The organism is Saprospiraceae bacterium (genome assembly GCA_016714025.1).
Lineage (GTDB): Bacteria > Bacteroidota > Bacteroidia > Chitinophagales > Saprospiraceae > Vicinibacter.
In genome coordinates this window covers 595,413-610,125 of the sequence record JADJOB010000002.1, presented here as the reverse complement: position 1 = coordinate 610,125, position 14,713 = coordinate 595,413, and the positions used below count along the sequence as shown (strand labels likewise).

At 35.8% G+C, this 14,713-nt stretch carries 7 protein-coding genes; all 7 read right to left on the bottom strand.

What is annotated here, in order from left to right; translation table 11 throughout:
- Window positions 1-264: 264 nt before the first annotated feature.
- A complete protein-coding gene (locus IPJ80_05790) occupies window positions 265-1,785 on the bottom strand; it encodes an ATP-binding protein (protein MBK7912993.1) in 1,521 nt (506 codons plus the stop codon).
- Complete coding sequence (locus IPJ80_05785) at window positions 1,782-5,390, bottom strand: Eco57I restriction-modification methylase domain-containing protein (GenBank protein ID MBK7912992.1); 3,609 nt, start codon at window positions 5,388-5,390, stop codon at window positions 1,782-1,784. Before IPJ80_05785 ends, IPJ80_05790 begins: the two co-directional genes overlap by 4 nt.
- Before the next feature lie 5 nt (window positions 5,391-5,395).
- The gene (locus tag IPJ80_05780) at window positions 5,396-8,647 is read right to left on the bottom strand and encodes a helicase (GenBank protein ID MBK7912991.1); all 3,252 of its coding nucleotides are present in this window, start codon (window positions 8,645-8,647) and stop codon (window positions 5,396-5,398) included.
- A gap of 2 nt (window positions 8,648-8,649) precedes the next feature.
- Window positions 8,650-8,940: a helix-turn-helix domain-containing protein gene (locus tag IPJ80_05775; GenBank protein ID MBK7912990.1), complete on the bottom strand. Its 291-nt coding sequence runs from the start codon at window positions 8,938-8,940 to the stop codon at window positions 8,650-8,652.
- A 735-nt stretch (window positions 8,941-9,675) separates the two neighbouring features.
- The gene (locus tag IPJ80_05770) at window positions 9,676-11,553 is read right to left on the bottom strand and encodes a 7-cyano-7-deazaguanine synthase (GenBank protein ID MBK7912989.1); all 1,878 of its coding nucleotides are present in this window, start codon (window positions 11,551-11,553) and stop codon (window positions 9,676-9,678) included.
- A complete protein-coding gene (locus IPJ80_05765; GenBank protein ID MBK7912988.1) occupies window positions 11,546-12,187 on the bottom strand; it encodes a hypothetical protein in 642 nt (213 codons plus the stop codon). The genes IPJ80_05770 and IPJ80_05765 overlap by 8 nt, the downstream gene beginning before the upstream one ends.
- Before the next feature lie 156 nt (window positions 12,188-12,343).
- Window positions 12,344-14,695, bottom strand: a complete 2,352-nt coding sequence (locus tag IPJ80_05760; protein MBK7912987.1) for a protein kinase — start codon at window positions 14,693-14,695, stop codon at window positions 12,344-12,346.
- Window positions 14,696-14,713 lie beyond the last annotated feature (18 nt).

The following is a 14,713-nucleotide window of genomic DNA, read 5'->3' as shown; positions in this document are numbered from 1 at the left end:
TGTCAGTTTTAGGCCTGGCGGAGTGGCGGATTTAGGAGCACTAAACTGTCAACATACCACAAAAGTTGATGCGAGATAGAATGTTCAATTAACCACTGAACCCGCCATTGAGCCAAACGCCTGTTACCGGTTCGGTGTTCTTTTTCGTACGCTGGTTTGTCGGTCGTTTTGGTGGTGCGGTTGGACAGACACACTCTTTGCCAAGCTTGGGTTGTAGCGTGGGCTTGTGCGGCTTGGCAATGTGTGTGGCTGTTAAGGGTCGGCTTATACATTGAGTTCGGTTCTTAATGTTTTTAATGTGTTTACTGTCCGCCCGATTTCGCTGCTATGCTCGTTTTTATTGATGTCATTATGGTTCAATGGATTTAAAACCAAAGGCAAGAGAATGTCAATTTCGTCTTTGGTGTTTTGTGTCAAGTTGTAGTTAGCAGGACTTGGATGAGCCGTAATGTATTTCTTCGTTGCGTTCCAAAATTCGTCTGCTTTGAGTTTGCTTTGGTCTGTCATAAATTTCACAGTCACCTTACCAAAACAAAATTGCTTTAAGATGGCTTCAAATGCAGAACGTAGATAAACTCCTGAGGCTTTGTTGTCGCCTTTGTTGTGATAGTCTTCTGCTGTTTGAATAAAGTAAGTTAAATGGTCATTATTGCCTGGACCTTTGATTTCTTTTACAACAGGAATGGTAAACCCTTTCTTTGTCCGACCTGCATAGATTTCAAAGCATTTCCATTTGTTGTTTCTGTTCAGATAATTTGTCCTTACAAATTCATACCAAGGTTTGTCATAGGTGGTAATAAAAACCTGATAAGTCGAAAAGTCTGTATTCAGGATTTCTAACAGTGGTAGTCGATTTGAAATATCCAAACCAATAAAAATATCATCCAAGAAAAGAATTTTACAGGGAATGCCTTGAACGTGTCGCTTTACCATTCCCAAATAGATGGAAATGGCAATGGCTGAAAGCCTTGCTTCGTTCAAGAAAATATGTGGCCTAAGAATTTCTTTGCCCAAGTATTTTACTTTGGCTCTCACGTGATTACGTTCTATTGAATTGTAATCAGTTGATGGTTTAGTTTGCGTGTAATTCAGTTCTATTTCGATGTTATGCCCAAACTTGTCTAAAATAGGTTGAGCAAATTTCATAATGTTTTCAACGCTTGTTCTTTCAAACAGCTTTTTAAACGCTGTGTTGAATACGTCAACCGCTTTATTTACATCCGTTTGCTTTTGAGTGATGTTGTATTTCCTGCCGTCTAATTCTTTATTTATTGCACTCTCAACATCTTCCCACAATTCGCCCAATTCTTTTGTGCCTGTTATTGCTACACTCTTGAAATGTTTTAGAACTCCTTTGACTAACAATTCAAACAAATCAATTTCTTTTTCTTTTTTGATGTGGTGAATGGATAGCAAGTGTTTATAGGTCAAAAAACTTTTGAGTTTGATGGCATCACGAATGCTAGTGTCGCCTGCCACATAGGTGTTTTTGGAACTTTTCTTAACTGTGTATTTTTTATCTATGGCAGTACCGTCTTTATCGGGGTTAAATGTTACTTCGATAAAGCCTTTGCCTTTTTGGGCTTTAGTCAAGAAAATGTTTTCGGTTTCATCATATACCAAAGTTTCGGTTGATGATTGAAAAAAGTCTTTCAAGGCATAGTAAAAGGAACTTTTACCACTTCCATTCTCACCATAGATGAAAAGGTTCTTGCCTTCTACATTAAACTCATTTAAGCCATAGAATGCTTTATAGTCCCGTATTTCAACCTTCTTTATTTTCATTTTAGTGCTTCTTTTATAATCCTAACTTCTTCCACATTATCCAGTGTCTCTATAGCAAAGCGAACAGGATGATTAGGGTCATACAAACGTTCAAACTCACTTTGGATGATAGCCAGTTTCTTTTCTTCGCTCATATCATCTGTGATGGGCTTTAAATCTCCTAAATGCTTTAAGATTTCTTTGCCTGCCGATTTGATTTCTTCGGGGAAGTAGAGTTCGAAGACAACACTGTCAGCTATTTCTTGAAAAAAATTAAAGTGAGTCTCAAAGGCTTGCTTATCAGCTAATGTTTTTAGGTAACTGTATTTAATGTTGAAAATATGTTTAGTCTCATCAGTAGGCAACAATACAGGAATTCTGTCAAAATAATCGCCAAACCATTTAATACCGTCCTTACCCCATATTACGCCACCAAGTTTAAAATAAAAGTAAACGATTCTGGAGTTTAAAATTGAACAGTAGTATTCAAGGTTAGACCCAGTAGCAAAAGATGTTGAATCAATTGAATATTCGCCATTTTCTGAAATTGCAAAAGAGTTTATGTTGGAAAGTCTTGTCCAAATAATCTTTCGTTGCTCAAAGGAATCATAATATGAGCATTTCCTTAACTCATACCATTTCTTTTGTCCATTTTTGGCTTCATAAACATTCTCTAAATCATCCTTGTAAATTGATAAATATTTCAGAATTTCAGGGTAATTATTCATTTCAACTCCTGTATAAGTATGGAAGATGTAGTTTTTTGCTTCCTTACATTTCCATCTCTTTATTTCTGCCCCTTTGAATACTGGCTTCAATATTTCATAGCTTTTGGGTTGCTTAAAAATTGAATGTGCTTCTTCGATAGGCATAAGAAACACCTTATTCAATCCAGTTGTAATACCCCTATTTATTGTAAGTTCATTGACTTTGGAAAGAGGTGTGCCTTTATCAATTATTTTTTTTCGAAGATTTAAAATACCACTTTCATAAAATCCCCATTGGCTGGAATCATAGAACGAACTATCAATGTAGCCTGTTTGATTAAAAATTTGTTCAATGAAAGACACATTTATGTTGTATGAATTAAACTCTCCTGCTCTTAATTTTTGCCCTGTTTTAGGTCTATTTTCTACAATTGTTACAATGGTTCCTACATTCGCTTCCTTAAATACTTCTATTTTATTAAGATTAATTATTGCCTTTATATTATGCTTAGAAAGAAAATTTCTAGTGGATTCACCATAATTAGTGAAACAGAATCTATTAGACGTTATGAATGAAAGAACACCCAGTTTTTGTCTAGATAATTTCAATCCTTTTTCATAGAATAAGCTATAAATGTCTCCTGATTTAATGAATGTTTCAAATTTTTGGAGTTCATACAATCGTAATAATTCAGAACTAATTTTCTCTTTGTCTTGAAGTTGAACATAGGGCGGATTGCCAATCACCACATCAAAACCATCTCTTTCAGGTTTGTTATCATCTTTGCTTTTCTTTTTATACCATACTTCCGAGAAAAAGAGTTTGAAGTCAAAGTCTATTTTGTAGCCCGCAAACTGTTCGGCAGAGTCTAAGAGCTCCCGTATTTTGGTGTTTATCTGATGGCGGAGAGCTTTTTTCTCTTTTTCGTCTGTGATGTCGTAGAATATTTCTTTGAGTTTTTCCAGTTCGGCTTCTACTTTCAAGTCTTTCATTGCTCCATCTGGCAAACCTATCAAAGAATTTCCTGCTACAATTTTGTAATCCAAATTGGGTAACGTTTCAATCGGATCCAAGTCGTCTTCGTCAACCACCAAGCTTAACCATAAACGCAAACGGGCAATGTCAATGGCTGAGCTGTCAATATCCACCCCGTAAATGCTTTCTTGTATGATGTGACGTTTCAGGCGGTATATGTATCGGCTGTCGCTTATGCTTTCCCGTTGTGCAAAACCAAAGCCTTTTAGTTTTTCGGTCAGGTAGTTGTAACTCAAATGCGGTTTCAACACCAACATTGCATTGACCAATTCGTGCAACAAGCCCACAGGAAAAGCACCCGAACCAATGGCGGGGTCACAAATTTTTATGCAGCTGAGTTTTTGGTCTATCAGGTCGGCATTTTTGCGAATGCTTTCGGCCAGTTGGTATTGGTAGGTTTTGGTTTCGCCTTTGGTTGCTACCCGCTCATCATTTTCCAAGGCAAAATGCCCTTCACGAATAAAGATTTCAATGTCTTTTTTAGGAACTCGTATATTGTCGGTATGCTCTAGTTCTATTTTCAGGTTTCCTTTTTTGTTGGTGCTGCCACCAAACAATTTGGTTTGGTCTGATCCCAATTCCTGATAACTGCTTGTGCCGCTGTTCAAGGCATTGTCCAAATAATGTATCAGGCTTTCCTGACACATATAATGCACAATTTCCCTTGGGGTATAAAAAGCACCTTTGCTTTTACGCTCGGTGATGTCGAGCATATTTTCAAATACTTTCCCCAACATCTCAGGGTCAACGGCTACTTCCTTATCCAAAGGTTCATCTTCTTTGATGGTGAAATTGTAGCGGTCAAATACATCCAGAATTCCAGTTCCTATATCACCTGCTTTGTTTTTTTCTTCGTTGCGGAAAAGGTTTTCAGGAATAGTAATGTTGGCTTCCTGCCAGTTGTAGTCCGCTTCAAACAAACCACCGTTCAAAAACGGAATGCGGCAATCAAAACGCATGTAGTAGGAATTTACATTGTCTCGCTCTTTGGCAAGGGCTTCATAAAACAAGTATTGCAGCTTGTCTTTAAAGAAATTGACCTTTTCTTTTTGGGCTTGGTCAAACAGTTCTTGCACAAATTGTTTTTTGCCTGTTCCCCAACGTTTATTTTGAGCTACACCCAACCAACCTTTTTTCTGCAAGAAGTACAGGAACACAATTTGCCCCAGTAGCTTTTTGGTAAAACGGGCATTGTCTATTCCTGCTTGGTCAATGGCAGATTTTACTTTTTGGTCATTTTCAAAATGCTCGTACAGCTTGATGTAAAGGTCTTTGTACTGGTTGAAGAATTCGTCTGTTACCTTTTCAATACTAAAGGCAGCTTCTAATTCTTCAATAGTGGGGTTGTTGGAAATGTTTTGTAACAAAGGCAACAACTGGTTTTTGGCAGTATGGGCCTTTTCGTATTTGCCCACCAAAAACGAATAGCGTTTGGCAGGGGTAAACTCTTTCTTGGTTTTTACTTTGCCTTTTTCTTCGTCCAGTTCAGAACGGTACTCTAATTTAATGAAAGAGAATCGCCAATCTGCCCCGTCATCTTCTTTGCTGTAAAAAGCCACTAAGGCATAATCCTTTTCAAACTTGCTCAGGTGCTTAATGACAAAATTTCGGAGTGCTGTTCTGGCTCTCTCTAATTTGGTTACGCTTTTTACTTCTACAATCAATACGTCTAATGCTTCGCCATCAGGGTCAATATATTTACCAATGCGTTTGTAGGTATTAATATGCTCTTTATAATCGTCCCAAATCAAATTGCCGCTGTATCTATTGCCCTTGTCTTCAAGGTCATTCAACAGGTTTTTAGCAAAAACAATGAATTGCTCTTCGCTAAAAGCATTGTTAAAGGATTTCTCTATGAGTTCTTGTGCTGTTTTCTTATCCATACTGTTTACTTGATTAAGTATCCTGAAAGGATAACTTCACGTTTTTGAAATTTCTTTGCATTCTTCGTTCCTTCAATGGCCACATAACGAATATGCTTTTCCAAGATGTGCAAAATCTGTAACGGGTCGTTGGTTTTTTCCAAATCTGTTTTGATTAACTGGGCTGTTTTTTTTGCAATAGTTCCTTGTGATAACATTTCACGAACACCATTTAAAAATTCATCATTGGAATCGGTAAACCCTTTAAAGTTTTTGAAAGACTTGTCTTTCAAGCGGGTTTCAATGTATTTGGCGTTTGAACGTCCGCCACTTCCTTTGGTTGGTTCATCGCCTACCGTAGTGTCTAATTCAAAACGTGTTTTGTTGGTCTGCAACAAATGAAAATATTCGTTTGGAATGTTTGCACGTTTTGTGTCGGACTTACATTCTAAATCTTTTACCGCATCAAAAAAGGTAATCTCATTTGATTTACCACTTTGATTAATGTAAAATTTCTTGAGTTTTCCAATTCGGAAGAAAGTTACCAATGCATCATATTCTAACTTTTCCTTTTTGAAACCTGAACGAGCTTTCTTTGGCAAGTGCTTTATTTTGTCAAACAATTCGGGTTGGTCGTCCCTGATTTTTCGGATCAATTCCAAATACTTCAATTCGGAATCGCCTTCACCATCTTCACCAGTGTAGGCTGTTTTGCTATTCAAAGTGTTGAAAAGTTCCTGACTTCCGAATTCTTCACCATCACTCAGGTATTTAGCATCTTCTCCTAAAATGTCGTGAAACATTTGGATTTTGTTAGTGATGTTTAATTCCAAACCTAGATGTTCATCTGACTGGGTAGTAGGGAAGAAGTTGAAAATATGCACCTTCGGGAATTTGCTACCCAAACGATTGACACGACCTGCCCGTTGCAATACCCTTGTCGGATTCCAAGGCAAATCATAATTCACGAGCACATTAGAACGATGCAAGTTGATACCTTCAGCTAACACATCTGTTGCAATCAATATTTTTAAGTTGTCAGCCTGTTCCTTTCCTTTACGATTGGGGTCGTAATTGGCGGTTATCAAATCTCTTGAAACTGTATGATTAGAAGTTAATTTTTTATCTGTATGCCTTCCGCCAGTGCTGGAATAAAACATTACTTGCCCAGGGAATTCATCTATCAATGCTTCGTAGATGTAATCCCCAGTTTCTTTTGATTCGGTGAATACCACCAGTTTATTACTTTTAAGGGCTTTGGTTTCTATTAAGTCACGAATAAACTGTTCTAGTTTCGGGTCGGCATCAACTTTTTGCCAAAGCTTTTTAATCTTTTTCAGAATTTCTAAATCAAATTCGAGTTTAGTAACAAACTCTTTTCTAAAATCCTTTGAATCGTACTTGTGGGCTTTTTCATCTTCAACAAAAGCTTCCAATTTCTCAATATTGTCGCTTTCAATAAGGTCATATACATCCACTTTTTTGCTGATGTAAACTGTACCATTGTGGTACATCTCAATGAATTTTTCATAAGAGATAATGAAGCGGTCAACACTTTGACGAAAAGCGTGGAAACTGCTTTCCAAACGCTTTACCAAAATACCTTTCATAAAGCCCCCAACGTTTCGTTGCTGTTGCTTTTCAAATTCGCTCAACGCTTTGTTTCCGATATAATAAAGCAATGGTGTGTATCGGGCATAAGTAAACTCAGCTAATGTTTTGATTGTTTCAATGAATGTTTCTTCCAATTCGCCTTCATACTCATATACAATTTTTTGCGGATTGTCTAAGTCAGGGAAAGTCAAACCCTGCATTTGCATATCCTGCTTGAAATAGGTCATAACATCTTTACGAGTTCTGCGAACCATTACGTAACGAAGAATGCTGTTTCGGATATCATCAGAAACTTCTTTGATTAGCTTCTTATAATCAGGGTCAGTTTTTTCGAGCTTTTTTAGCTTAGTCCTAAATCCTGCAAAGTATTTTTCAAGATTTGGTATTCCGGGAATCGTGGAGTTTTTCGGTGCTTGGAACAGTTTTAATTGAGCGAAAATATCGTCAACAGTATTGTTCAACGGTGTTGCTGTTACCAAAATAACTTTCTTGCCACGACAGATGTCAAGCAAGTTGGCGTAAGATTGTGTGTTTTCATTACGGAATCGGTGTGCTTCATCCACTACAATGTAATCGTAACGTTCTAAGCCTTTTTTAATGATGTTTTCTAGTTTGCCTAAAGATTCCACTTGAAAACTTCTAATACCAAAATCAAAAAGAGAATCTTTCCAGTAGTCTTTCAACACAGGTGGGCAAATAACCAGTATTCTGCCTTGCAATTGTTGAAGCAATAATGCAGTGATAAAGGTTTTCCCTAAACCAACCACGTCTGCCAAGAAAACACCGTTATACGTTTCCAAAATCTTTTTTGCCTGAATAGCAGCTTGATTTTGGTATTTCAATTTCATAAAACCATCTGGAAGGAATGGCTCAAATTCGTCAGCCAAATTGATATCTTCTTCCAGATACTCATAAATCAGTTTTAGATAAAGTTCATAAGGCAGAATTTGGTTATTCAGCCAAGTTTTATTTTGAATTGTATCAACAAAGTCTTCTGAAATATCTACCGCTTCTTTCCAAAGAGTATTGAATTGGTTTTCGGCAAAAAGTACGTCTCTTTTAGTCCGCAATTCAACATTGAATTCTCTGTTTGCCACGAAGCCCGATTCGGAAAAATTACTTGAACCCGTAATTACAAAACCATAGTCACGGTCTTCGGGCTTGAACTTGCCAATGTAAACTTTAGCGTGAATGTTCTTTGTTGGATATGCTCTAATTTCTAGTTTCTTTCCGTTACCATTGTATGCCTTATCTAATTCAGTGTCTTGGCAGTCAGCTTTTAAAAATTCAATAAACTTGCTAATTCCTATTTCAAGTCGATTTTCGTTTTCGTTGCTATTTTCAATATCTTCTTTTAAGTTTTGTTGGTAGCGTTTTTTTGTTCGTTGATGCGACTCAAAATCAATTGTTGAATTTTGTTCGTGGTATTGCATCATTTCGTATGAATCTCTGTCAACACTTAGCCCAACAAGAATTCTTATTTTCTCAACAGGTTCTAAAGCGTCATACAATTGATGAAATCCACTTGCTCTGAAATAACCAACCAACACATCAAATAATTGAGTGTCTTTAAGGGTTGATTTAAACCTGCTTAATAAAGTATGTCCTTCTTCATTCGTGAAGAAAGTCAAGTCTGTTTGGTCTATTTTATTTTCTAAGCTCATATCTAATTGCGGCTTTTAATGGTGTTCAGCGTTTCTTCCAAGCCGCTTTTCAAATATTTTAATTCTCCTAAGTCCGATAGAATAAATGCTTTGATGAATTCAATTTCTATTTCTTTTTCTAGAACTTCCAAAGTCTTAGCCAGTGTTGGCAACATTTCTTTTGTCGCCACACGTTCACTTCTTTCAATCTTACTTAAAATGGAAGTGTCAATATCGAGTTCGGCCGCAACCTTTCTGAGTGGAAGTCCCATTTGTTCTCGTCTGCTTCGTAAATATTCACCAAAGGAATTCATCTTGTCGTTATTGTTTGGACTAATTCGTCAAAAGTACGATTTATTTTTAAAGTTGTCGTCCGTACGGTGGGGAAAATTCAAGCACATTTGGTTTTGCGAAGGGTCGGCTTTGTGTGTCGGGCAAAACCAAATGTGCCATTTGTGCGGCTGGCTAAAAATTGAATTAAAAAAATGTGCGGTGGGCAAAATAAAAAATACAGAAGGGTCGGCAATGAGTGTCGGCTCAGTTGCTGTCTAGTTGAAATATGGTCTGTATGTTGGTTACCTGTCAAAATGGTTTGTCTATTTTAATTCGTTTATGTTTTAGTCGTCTGTTTATTGTCGCACTGTCGTCTTTTAGGCTTACTAGTAACGAAGAAGGGCTTAACGATTTTTTAAAAATGGGGGATTAGAAGCACAACTGTTTGTATTACCACAACTGGTTGTTAGAAGCACCACTGTTCGTATTACCGTCAATACCTCCATTTTTAAAATTTCGTTTAAGCCTATGTTATGTGCTGCCCTGCTGTCCGTCCGAAGATGTGTCGTCTCAAGTTCGCATACACTTTCTCCGAAGCGAGTTACATTTCTTGCAGTGTCGGGTTGAGTTTGCAAGAATATCTGCATTGTCGGGTGCGATGGCTTGCACTCACTTTTGACTTTGCTTGCGATGCCTGTGTGTGAGGGAGCAAAGGCAAATGTGAGTGCAAATGCGTTTGCGTTATTTGTAATTAAATCTTTATTGAAATTAGCCATCTATCCAATTCTTAAAATTTTGCAGTTAGGATATTTCTCAAAATCGTTTTTGAATTCTTGTTCATCAGTAATTTTCCTTTCAGGGTCATAAAGAACAAAAAGTTTGTGCTTGTCTCCGTATTTAACAAGGTCTTCAGCAATTGACTTTGTAACAACATTTTTTGTTGTATCACCTCGCAAATATTTTGTCTCAATAAATAAGTTGCAGTCAAGATAAGAATGGTCAGGAACTGTTTTAGTATAAGAAAATTTAATTACAGGAAATTCACGGGAATAGTCATCGCTTTCAGCCATGATTAATGCTTTGATTAAATCGTTCAAAGCATTTTCACTATTAGGTTTTTGTCGTTCGCAAGCAATCGGTAAAGCAATCATCAACTTTTCGCTAATTCTTTCTATCAATCTTTCAACGGATGGCTTTAAATAAACTCTGCTATCAATAAAGTTGAAAATCGTATTTCCTTTTTTCGGTTTACGAATATTTTCATTCAACCGAATTCTTTGCAGCGCATGAAATACTTGGTCGGTATGTTTTTGTGTAAGCTCAAATATCTTTTTCATTTTATCGGTGTTTCGTTCATTGCCTTTCAAGAATGGAATAATATCCTGCAAAACATCAAACAATTCATAGTTGAATGACATGCCATTCATTTTTGAAAACCGATATGCAAGGTTGATGTAGTCACAAAGATGTGTCCACGCTTCTTTATCTTCAATGGAATCTTTTGAAATGTCAGCATCATAAATTGCATCAAAGTCCTCCTGATGGGAGGCATAAGCAGCGATTCTTCTGTCAATACATTGTGAACAGCCACCACAGTGTGTTGCCTGAGAATTATTACTAAAAGATTGAAAGGTTCTTGTGCAACTTATCGTGGAGTTTAAATAGTGTTGCTTTTTGTACATCTTAATCTTTTCAACGATGTCAGTTTTGGTATTGTAAAGAAATGGATGAACTAGTTCAATAGTCTCACCTGAAATAAAAGATAATATATTTTCAAGTAAAGCGATTGTTTGAGGGTGTGTTGTCCTACTTGCTCTTGCATTCATTGCATCTTGTCTCTTGTAAAAATTTATTGAGGTCATTCCATTTTCAAAAACAAGAATTTGTTTTTGAGAGGATAATGACATCAAGGCATAAGCAATTGAAGAATATAGAAATATTCGTGTTCTCTGAGTTTCTTCAACTGCTCTTTCACCTGAAAGATTGCAGTAAAATGTGAAATACTGGATTCTGTTAGGGTAGTCATTATTGAGAAGATTGAAAACATTTTCCTGAATTTGGGAAACAGTGAAGTTATTAGAACGATGACTGACCAGAATTAAATTTTGATTTGTGGTTTCTAATTTTTCTAATGCTCCTGCAAGCGAATCTAAACCGCCTGAAAAAAGTGCAATCACTGAATTGTCTTTCTTTTCAAGTTTTATCTTCTCGTTATCAAAAAGGTTTTTTTGACCCACATCCTGTCCGCCTTTTATGAAAGTAAATTTGTAATCTAAATCTCCTGCTATGAAACACAAAGCATCATTTAATCTTTCAGAAATTTGCTTCTGCTTCCAAAAATTATAATCTCTAACTTTTATGTGAAAGTGAAATTTTCTTGCCCAGCTATGATATTCTACCTGTTCTGGATTTCCTCTTTTTATCATTCTATCAGCAGCATAAATGTATCCTGCAATTTCAACAAGGTCTTTAATTCTATCAGGGAAATGACAATTTACTGTCTTTATAAAATGAGGTAGTCCAATATTGATATTTCGTTCTTTTGAATTGTGATCATACGAAAATCTATGAAGATGAGAGGCGGCAACTCCTTTGTAATTTTTTGGCAAAGGAGAACCGCCACATAAAACGATATGTGTTTTCTCGTCAGCCAATGTTTTCTTCTCTTATTAGTTCACTATTAATTTTCTGAAAAGCAAACGACAAAAAACCTTTCACTTCCTTCTCGGAGGGAATTTTATCCATTGCCCTTTTATTAAACCAACCAGCAGAAAGTGATTGAATAATCTTTGCAGTTTCAAAAGCATGTTTGGAAATATCCTGAACATGATTTTCTAATTTTTCTAAAAACAGTTCTCGGTCATATAATGATTTTATACTGGTTGACGCTTCTCTCTCCAAAAAGTATTTCAAATAGCGTTCTGTGAATTTTGAAAAGAATATTCGGGACAGTTCACAAAAACCGCTGCCATCAGCAGCGTTTTTCCAAGCATCAAACGAATTTTTATTTGAGTCAAAAATTAATGTCTGTTGCAATTCATTCTTTTTACTCCATTCGCATACTGTATCAATCATTGACTGGATTGCAAACGCAGAATATTCTTTTGAATCTTGCTCCTTACCAACAAATTCTTTTATTGATAGAGATAAGTCAAAAAGATTAAAATCCGTTGGAAGTGTAATTCCTTGCTCTGAGAGAAAATCAGAAGAGTTGTCTTGCTTTGAAGATACAGAAAGTAATATTAGATATTTGAAAGCAGCCAAAACTCCTCCATCTTCCTCAATCATCTTAAAGCGATTCCGCACATTCATTGTTGTTTGTGCAGCAATGTCAGCAACACTTTCAGGGTTGCCTGAAAAATTGCCAATGCCTTCAACAATTGAAAGCCATCGCTTTGTCTTTGGAAGATAACCTATTCGTTCGTGTCCCAAGGGTTTGAAATTTTAACCGTGTAGCACTAAGAAGTTTTGTATTAAATCATGCATCTCTTTTCTTTTGTCTGGTTCTTTGGGAAGTTGGTCTTTGTAAATAGGATTAAGATAAACTCTGAGAAATTGCAAATTATTATCAAAGGTCTTTATTATTCCATCAATAATTCCTGATAGATTGCTTAACTCAGTTACAGTTTTATCGTATTTGATAACAGATAAATCTTCACCTAATTTTTTATTCTCCTCGTTAGGAATATCAATTATGATATTAATGGTGTCTGGATTAAACTTAAATATTTGCGATAACTCTGTTTCCAATTCTTTGCGGATTGCTTCTAATTCCGCAAACGGCATTTTGCTAAACTTCTTGCAAATCTTTTTCAGTTGGGCTGTTGATTCTGTTTGGTTTATTACAAAAATGTCTTTGAACAAAGTTGGTCTGTCACTAAAAATTGTTTTAAGAAGTTTGTTTATCGCTAAATGAGTATTTCCATTTTTTTCTTCATTGCTTTCTTCGTCAAGAAAATAAAGCATATCAATCGGGTCAGAGAACAAAATCTTATTTAATAGATTATCTTCAAATGTGCTTTTCTCAAGATGGAGTTTTGTGAATACATATTTCAAAACTGTTGAGTAAGCTCTGTTAGGATTATTCCAGTAAATTCTCTTATACAGCCAGTATCGTAATGTGATAACTTGTTCAACATAAGTAACCCCTTTTACATTTATGGCAATGGTATTATCGTGAATGCAGATGTGTTCAATTAAACTATCAAAATTAATGTGAGCCCCTGTAGAAATACCTAAGTGGTAAGAATCTCTTGGAAGAAAATCTAATACACGAACATCAATTGAGGAATTGAGAAGGGCACTAATAATTTTATTCTGAATCATCCAGTTGGAAGATGAATCTCCACTTATTATTTCAATGAGTTTATCAAGCGATTCAACTTGAAAATTTTTATCTATCACCTCCCACAAACTTTCCTTTATACCTTTTTCTTCATCTTTGAAGTTTAAGATTTTTGTGAGCATTACCTTGCCTGTAATTTTTGAAAAATAGTTTCTGTCTCTATCTCTGATTTCATGGATTAAAAAAGAAAAAGGAAATTTTGAAATACTTGAAAGCAATGAAGCTAAAAGTGCAAGTTCAATATTCTTCTCATCAAGTATCTCAATGAAATCTTCATTTCGAAGCAATGATATGAGAACCTGCCTCATGTTTTCGTATGTGCCTAATGAATGCTCATATCTTGTATGATTAGAGCCAGGATTAAAGGTATTTGCTGAAAGTAGTTGTGGCACTTTTTTCATTCTGAAAAAAAGTGGATGTCTAATTACTTTCTTTACTCTATCTGTAACCCAAATGGATTTGATAGGTTGCAATTCTTTGTAACCATTAGTCGTGCTGTCCGCTTCTGATAACTCTGGTGTTCCTGCGGTTTGTCTGTAAATAGGTTTTTGCCTTTCAATATTTTTTGCAACATCAGAAATATTGCGAAACTCCTTTGAGACAATTTTTTTCAACGACTTGAACCAAGGTTTGTTCATATTATTCCTTTTTTCAAATGCTGTCAGTAATTCCTGAAAAGTTTTTTTCGTGGCGTATAAATCCCATTCAGGTTGAAGTTTCAAGAATTCTTTATACTCAATTTCTTTATTCCTCACATCGTAAACTTTTTGCGGCATATAATCTCGTGTCCCATGAACAAAAAGTTTATTATCAACTGGAGCTAAATCTTTACGAAGAGTTTTTCCAATTCCTAAATCTCCAATCACAACTTGAAAATTTCCTTTCTCTCCCTTGATGAATATATTTTTAGGAGCAATATCACAATGATAAAAATGTCTCCTATGTAAATATTCCAAACCGCTACAAATTTGCCCGAACAAATCAATGATGTCTTGTCCATCGGCAGCATATTCATCAATTAATTCTGGCTTTAGTAATAAGTCCCTTAATGTATGTCCTTCAACATAGTCGGTTACAATAAAGGGAACATGATGTTCTCCTTTTTCAATTATTCCTCCATCAATTATCTTGATAATGTTTTCGTGATTAAAACTTGATATATTTAGAATTTCATCGTTAAAGTTTTTAGCACTAATTCTCCCTGAGAATTCGTGTATTGTTTGACTGGCAATATCGTCACGATAAACAAAAAATTTAATTGCTCTATTGACTTTTACCTGTTTAACAAAAGTTTGTTCGGCTAAATAAACGATACCCGACCCTCCCTCACCAATTGGAATTGCAAGTTCTTCCCCATCAGCAGGTTTCTTTGACACAATCTTGTAATTCTTAAACTCCTGATTCGGTTTTAAGTCAAGTAATTTTTCTCTTTCGCTTATCGGTTTACTCATAGATTATAAAAGTATGAT

Coding starts and splice junctions, on each gene's coding strand:
- IPJ80_05790 (MBK7912993.1), bottom strand. CDS start 1,785: ATGAAAATAAAGAAGGTTGAAATACGGGACTATAAAGCATTCTATGGC.
- IPJ80_05785 (MBK7912992.1), bottom strand. CDS start 5,390: ATGGATAAGAAAACAGCACAAGAACTCATAGAGAAATCCTTTAACAAT.
- IPJ80_05780 (MBK7912991.1), bottom strand. CDS start 8,647: ATGAGCTTAGAAAATAAAATAGACCAAACAGACTTGACTTTCTTCACG.
- IPJ80_05775 (MBK7912990.1), bottom strand. CDS start 8,940: ATGAATTCCTTTGGTGAATATTTACGAAGCAGACGAGAACAAATGGGA.
- IPJ80_05765 (MBK7912988.1), bottom strand. CDS start 12,187: ATGATTGAGGAAGATGGAGGAGTTTTGGCTGCTTTCAAATATCTAATA.
- IPJ80_05760 (MBK7912987.1), bottom strand. CDS start 14,695: ATGAGTAAACCGATAAGCGAAAGAGAAAAATTACTTGACTTAAAACCG.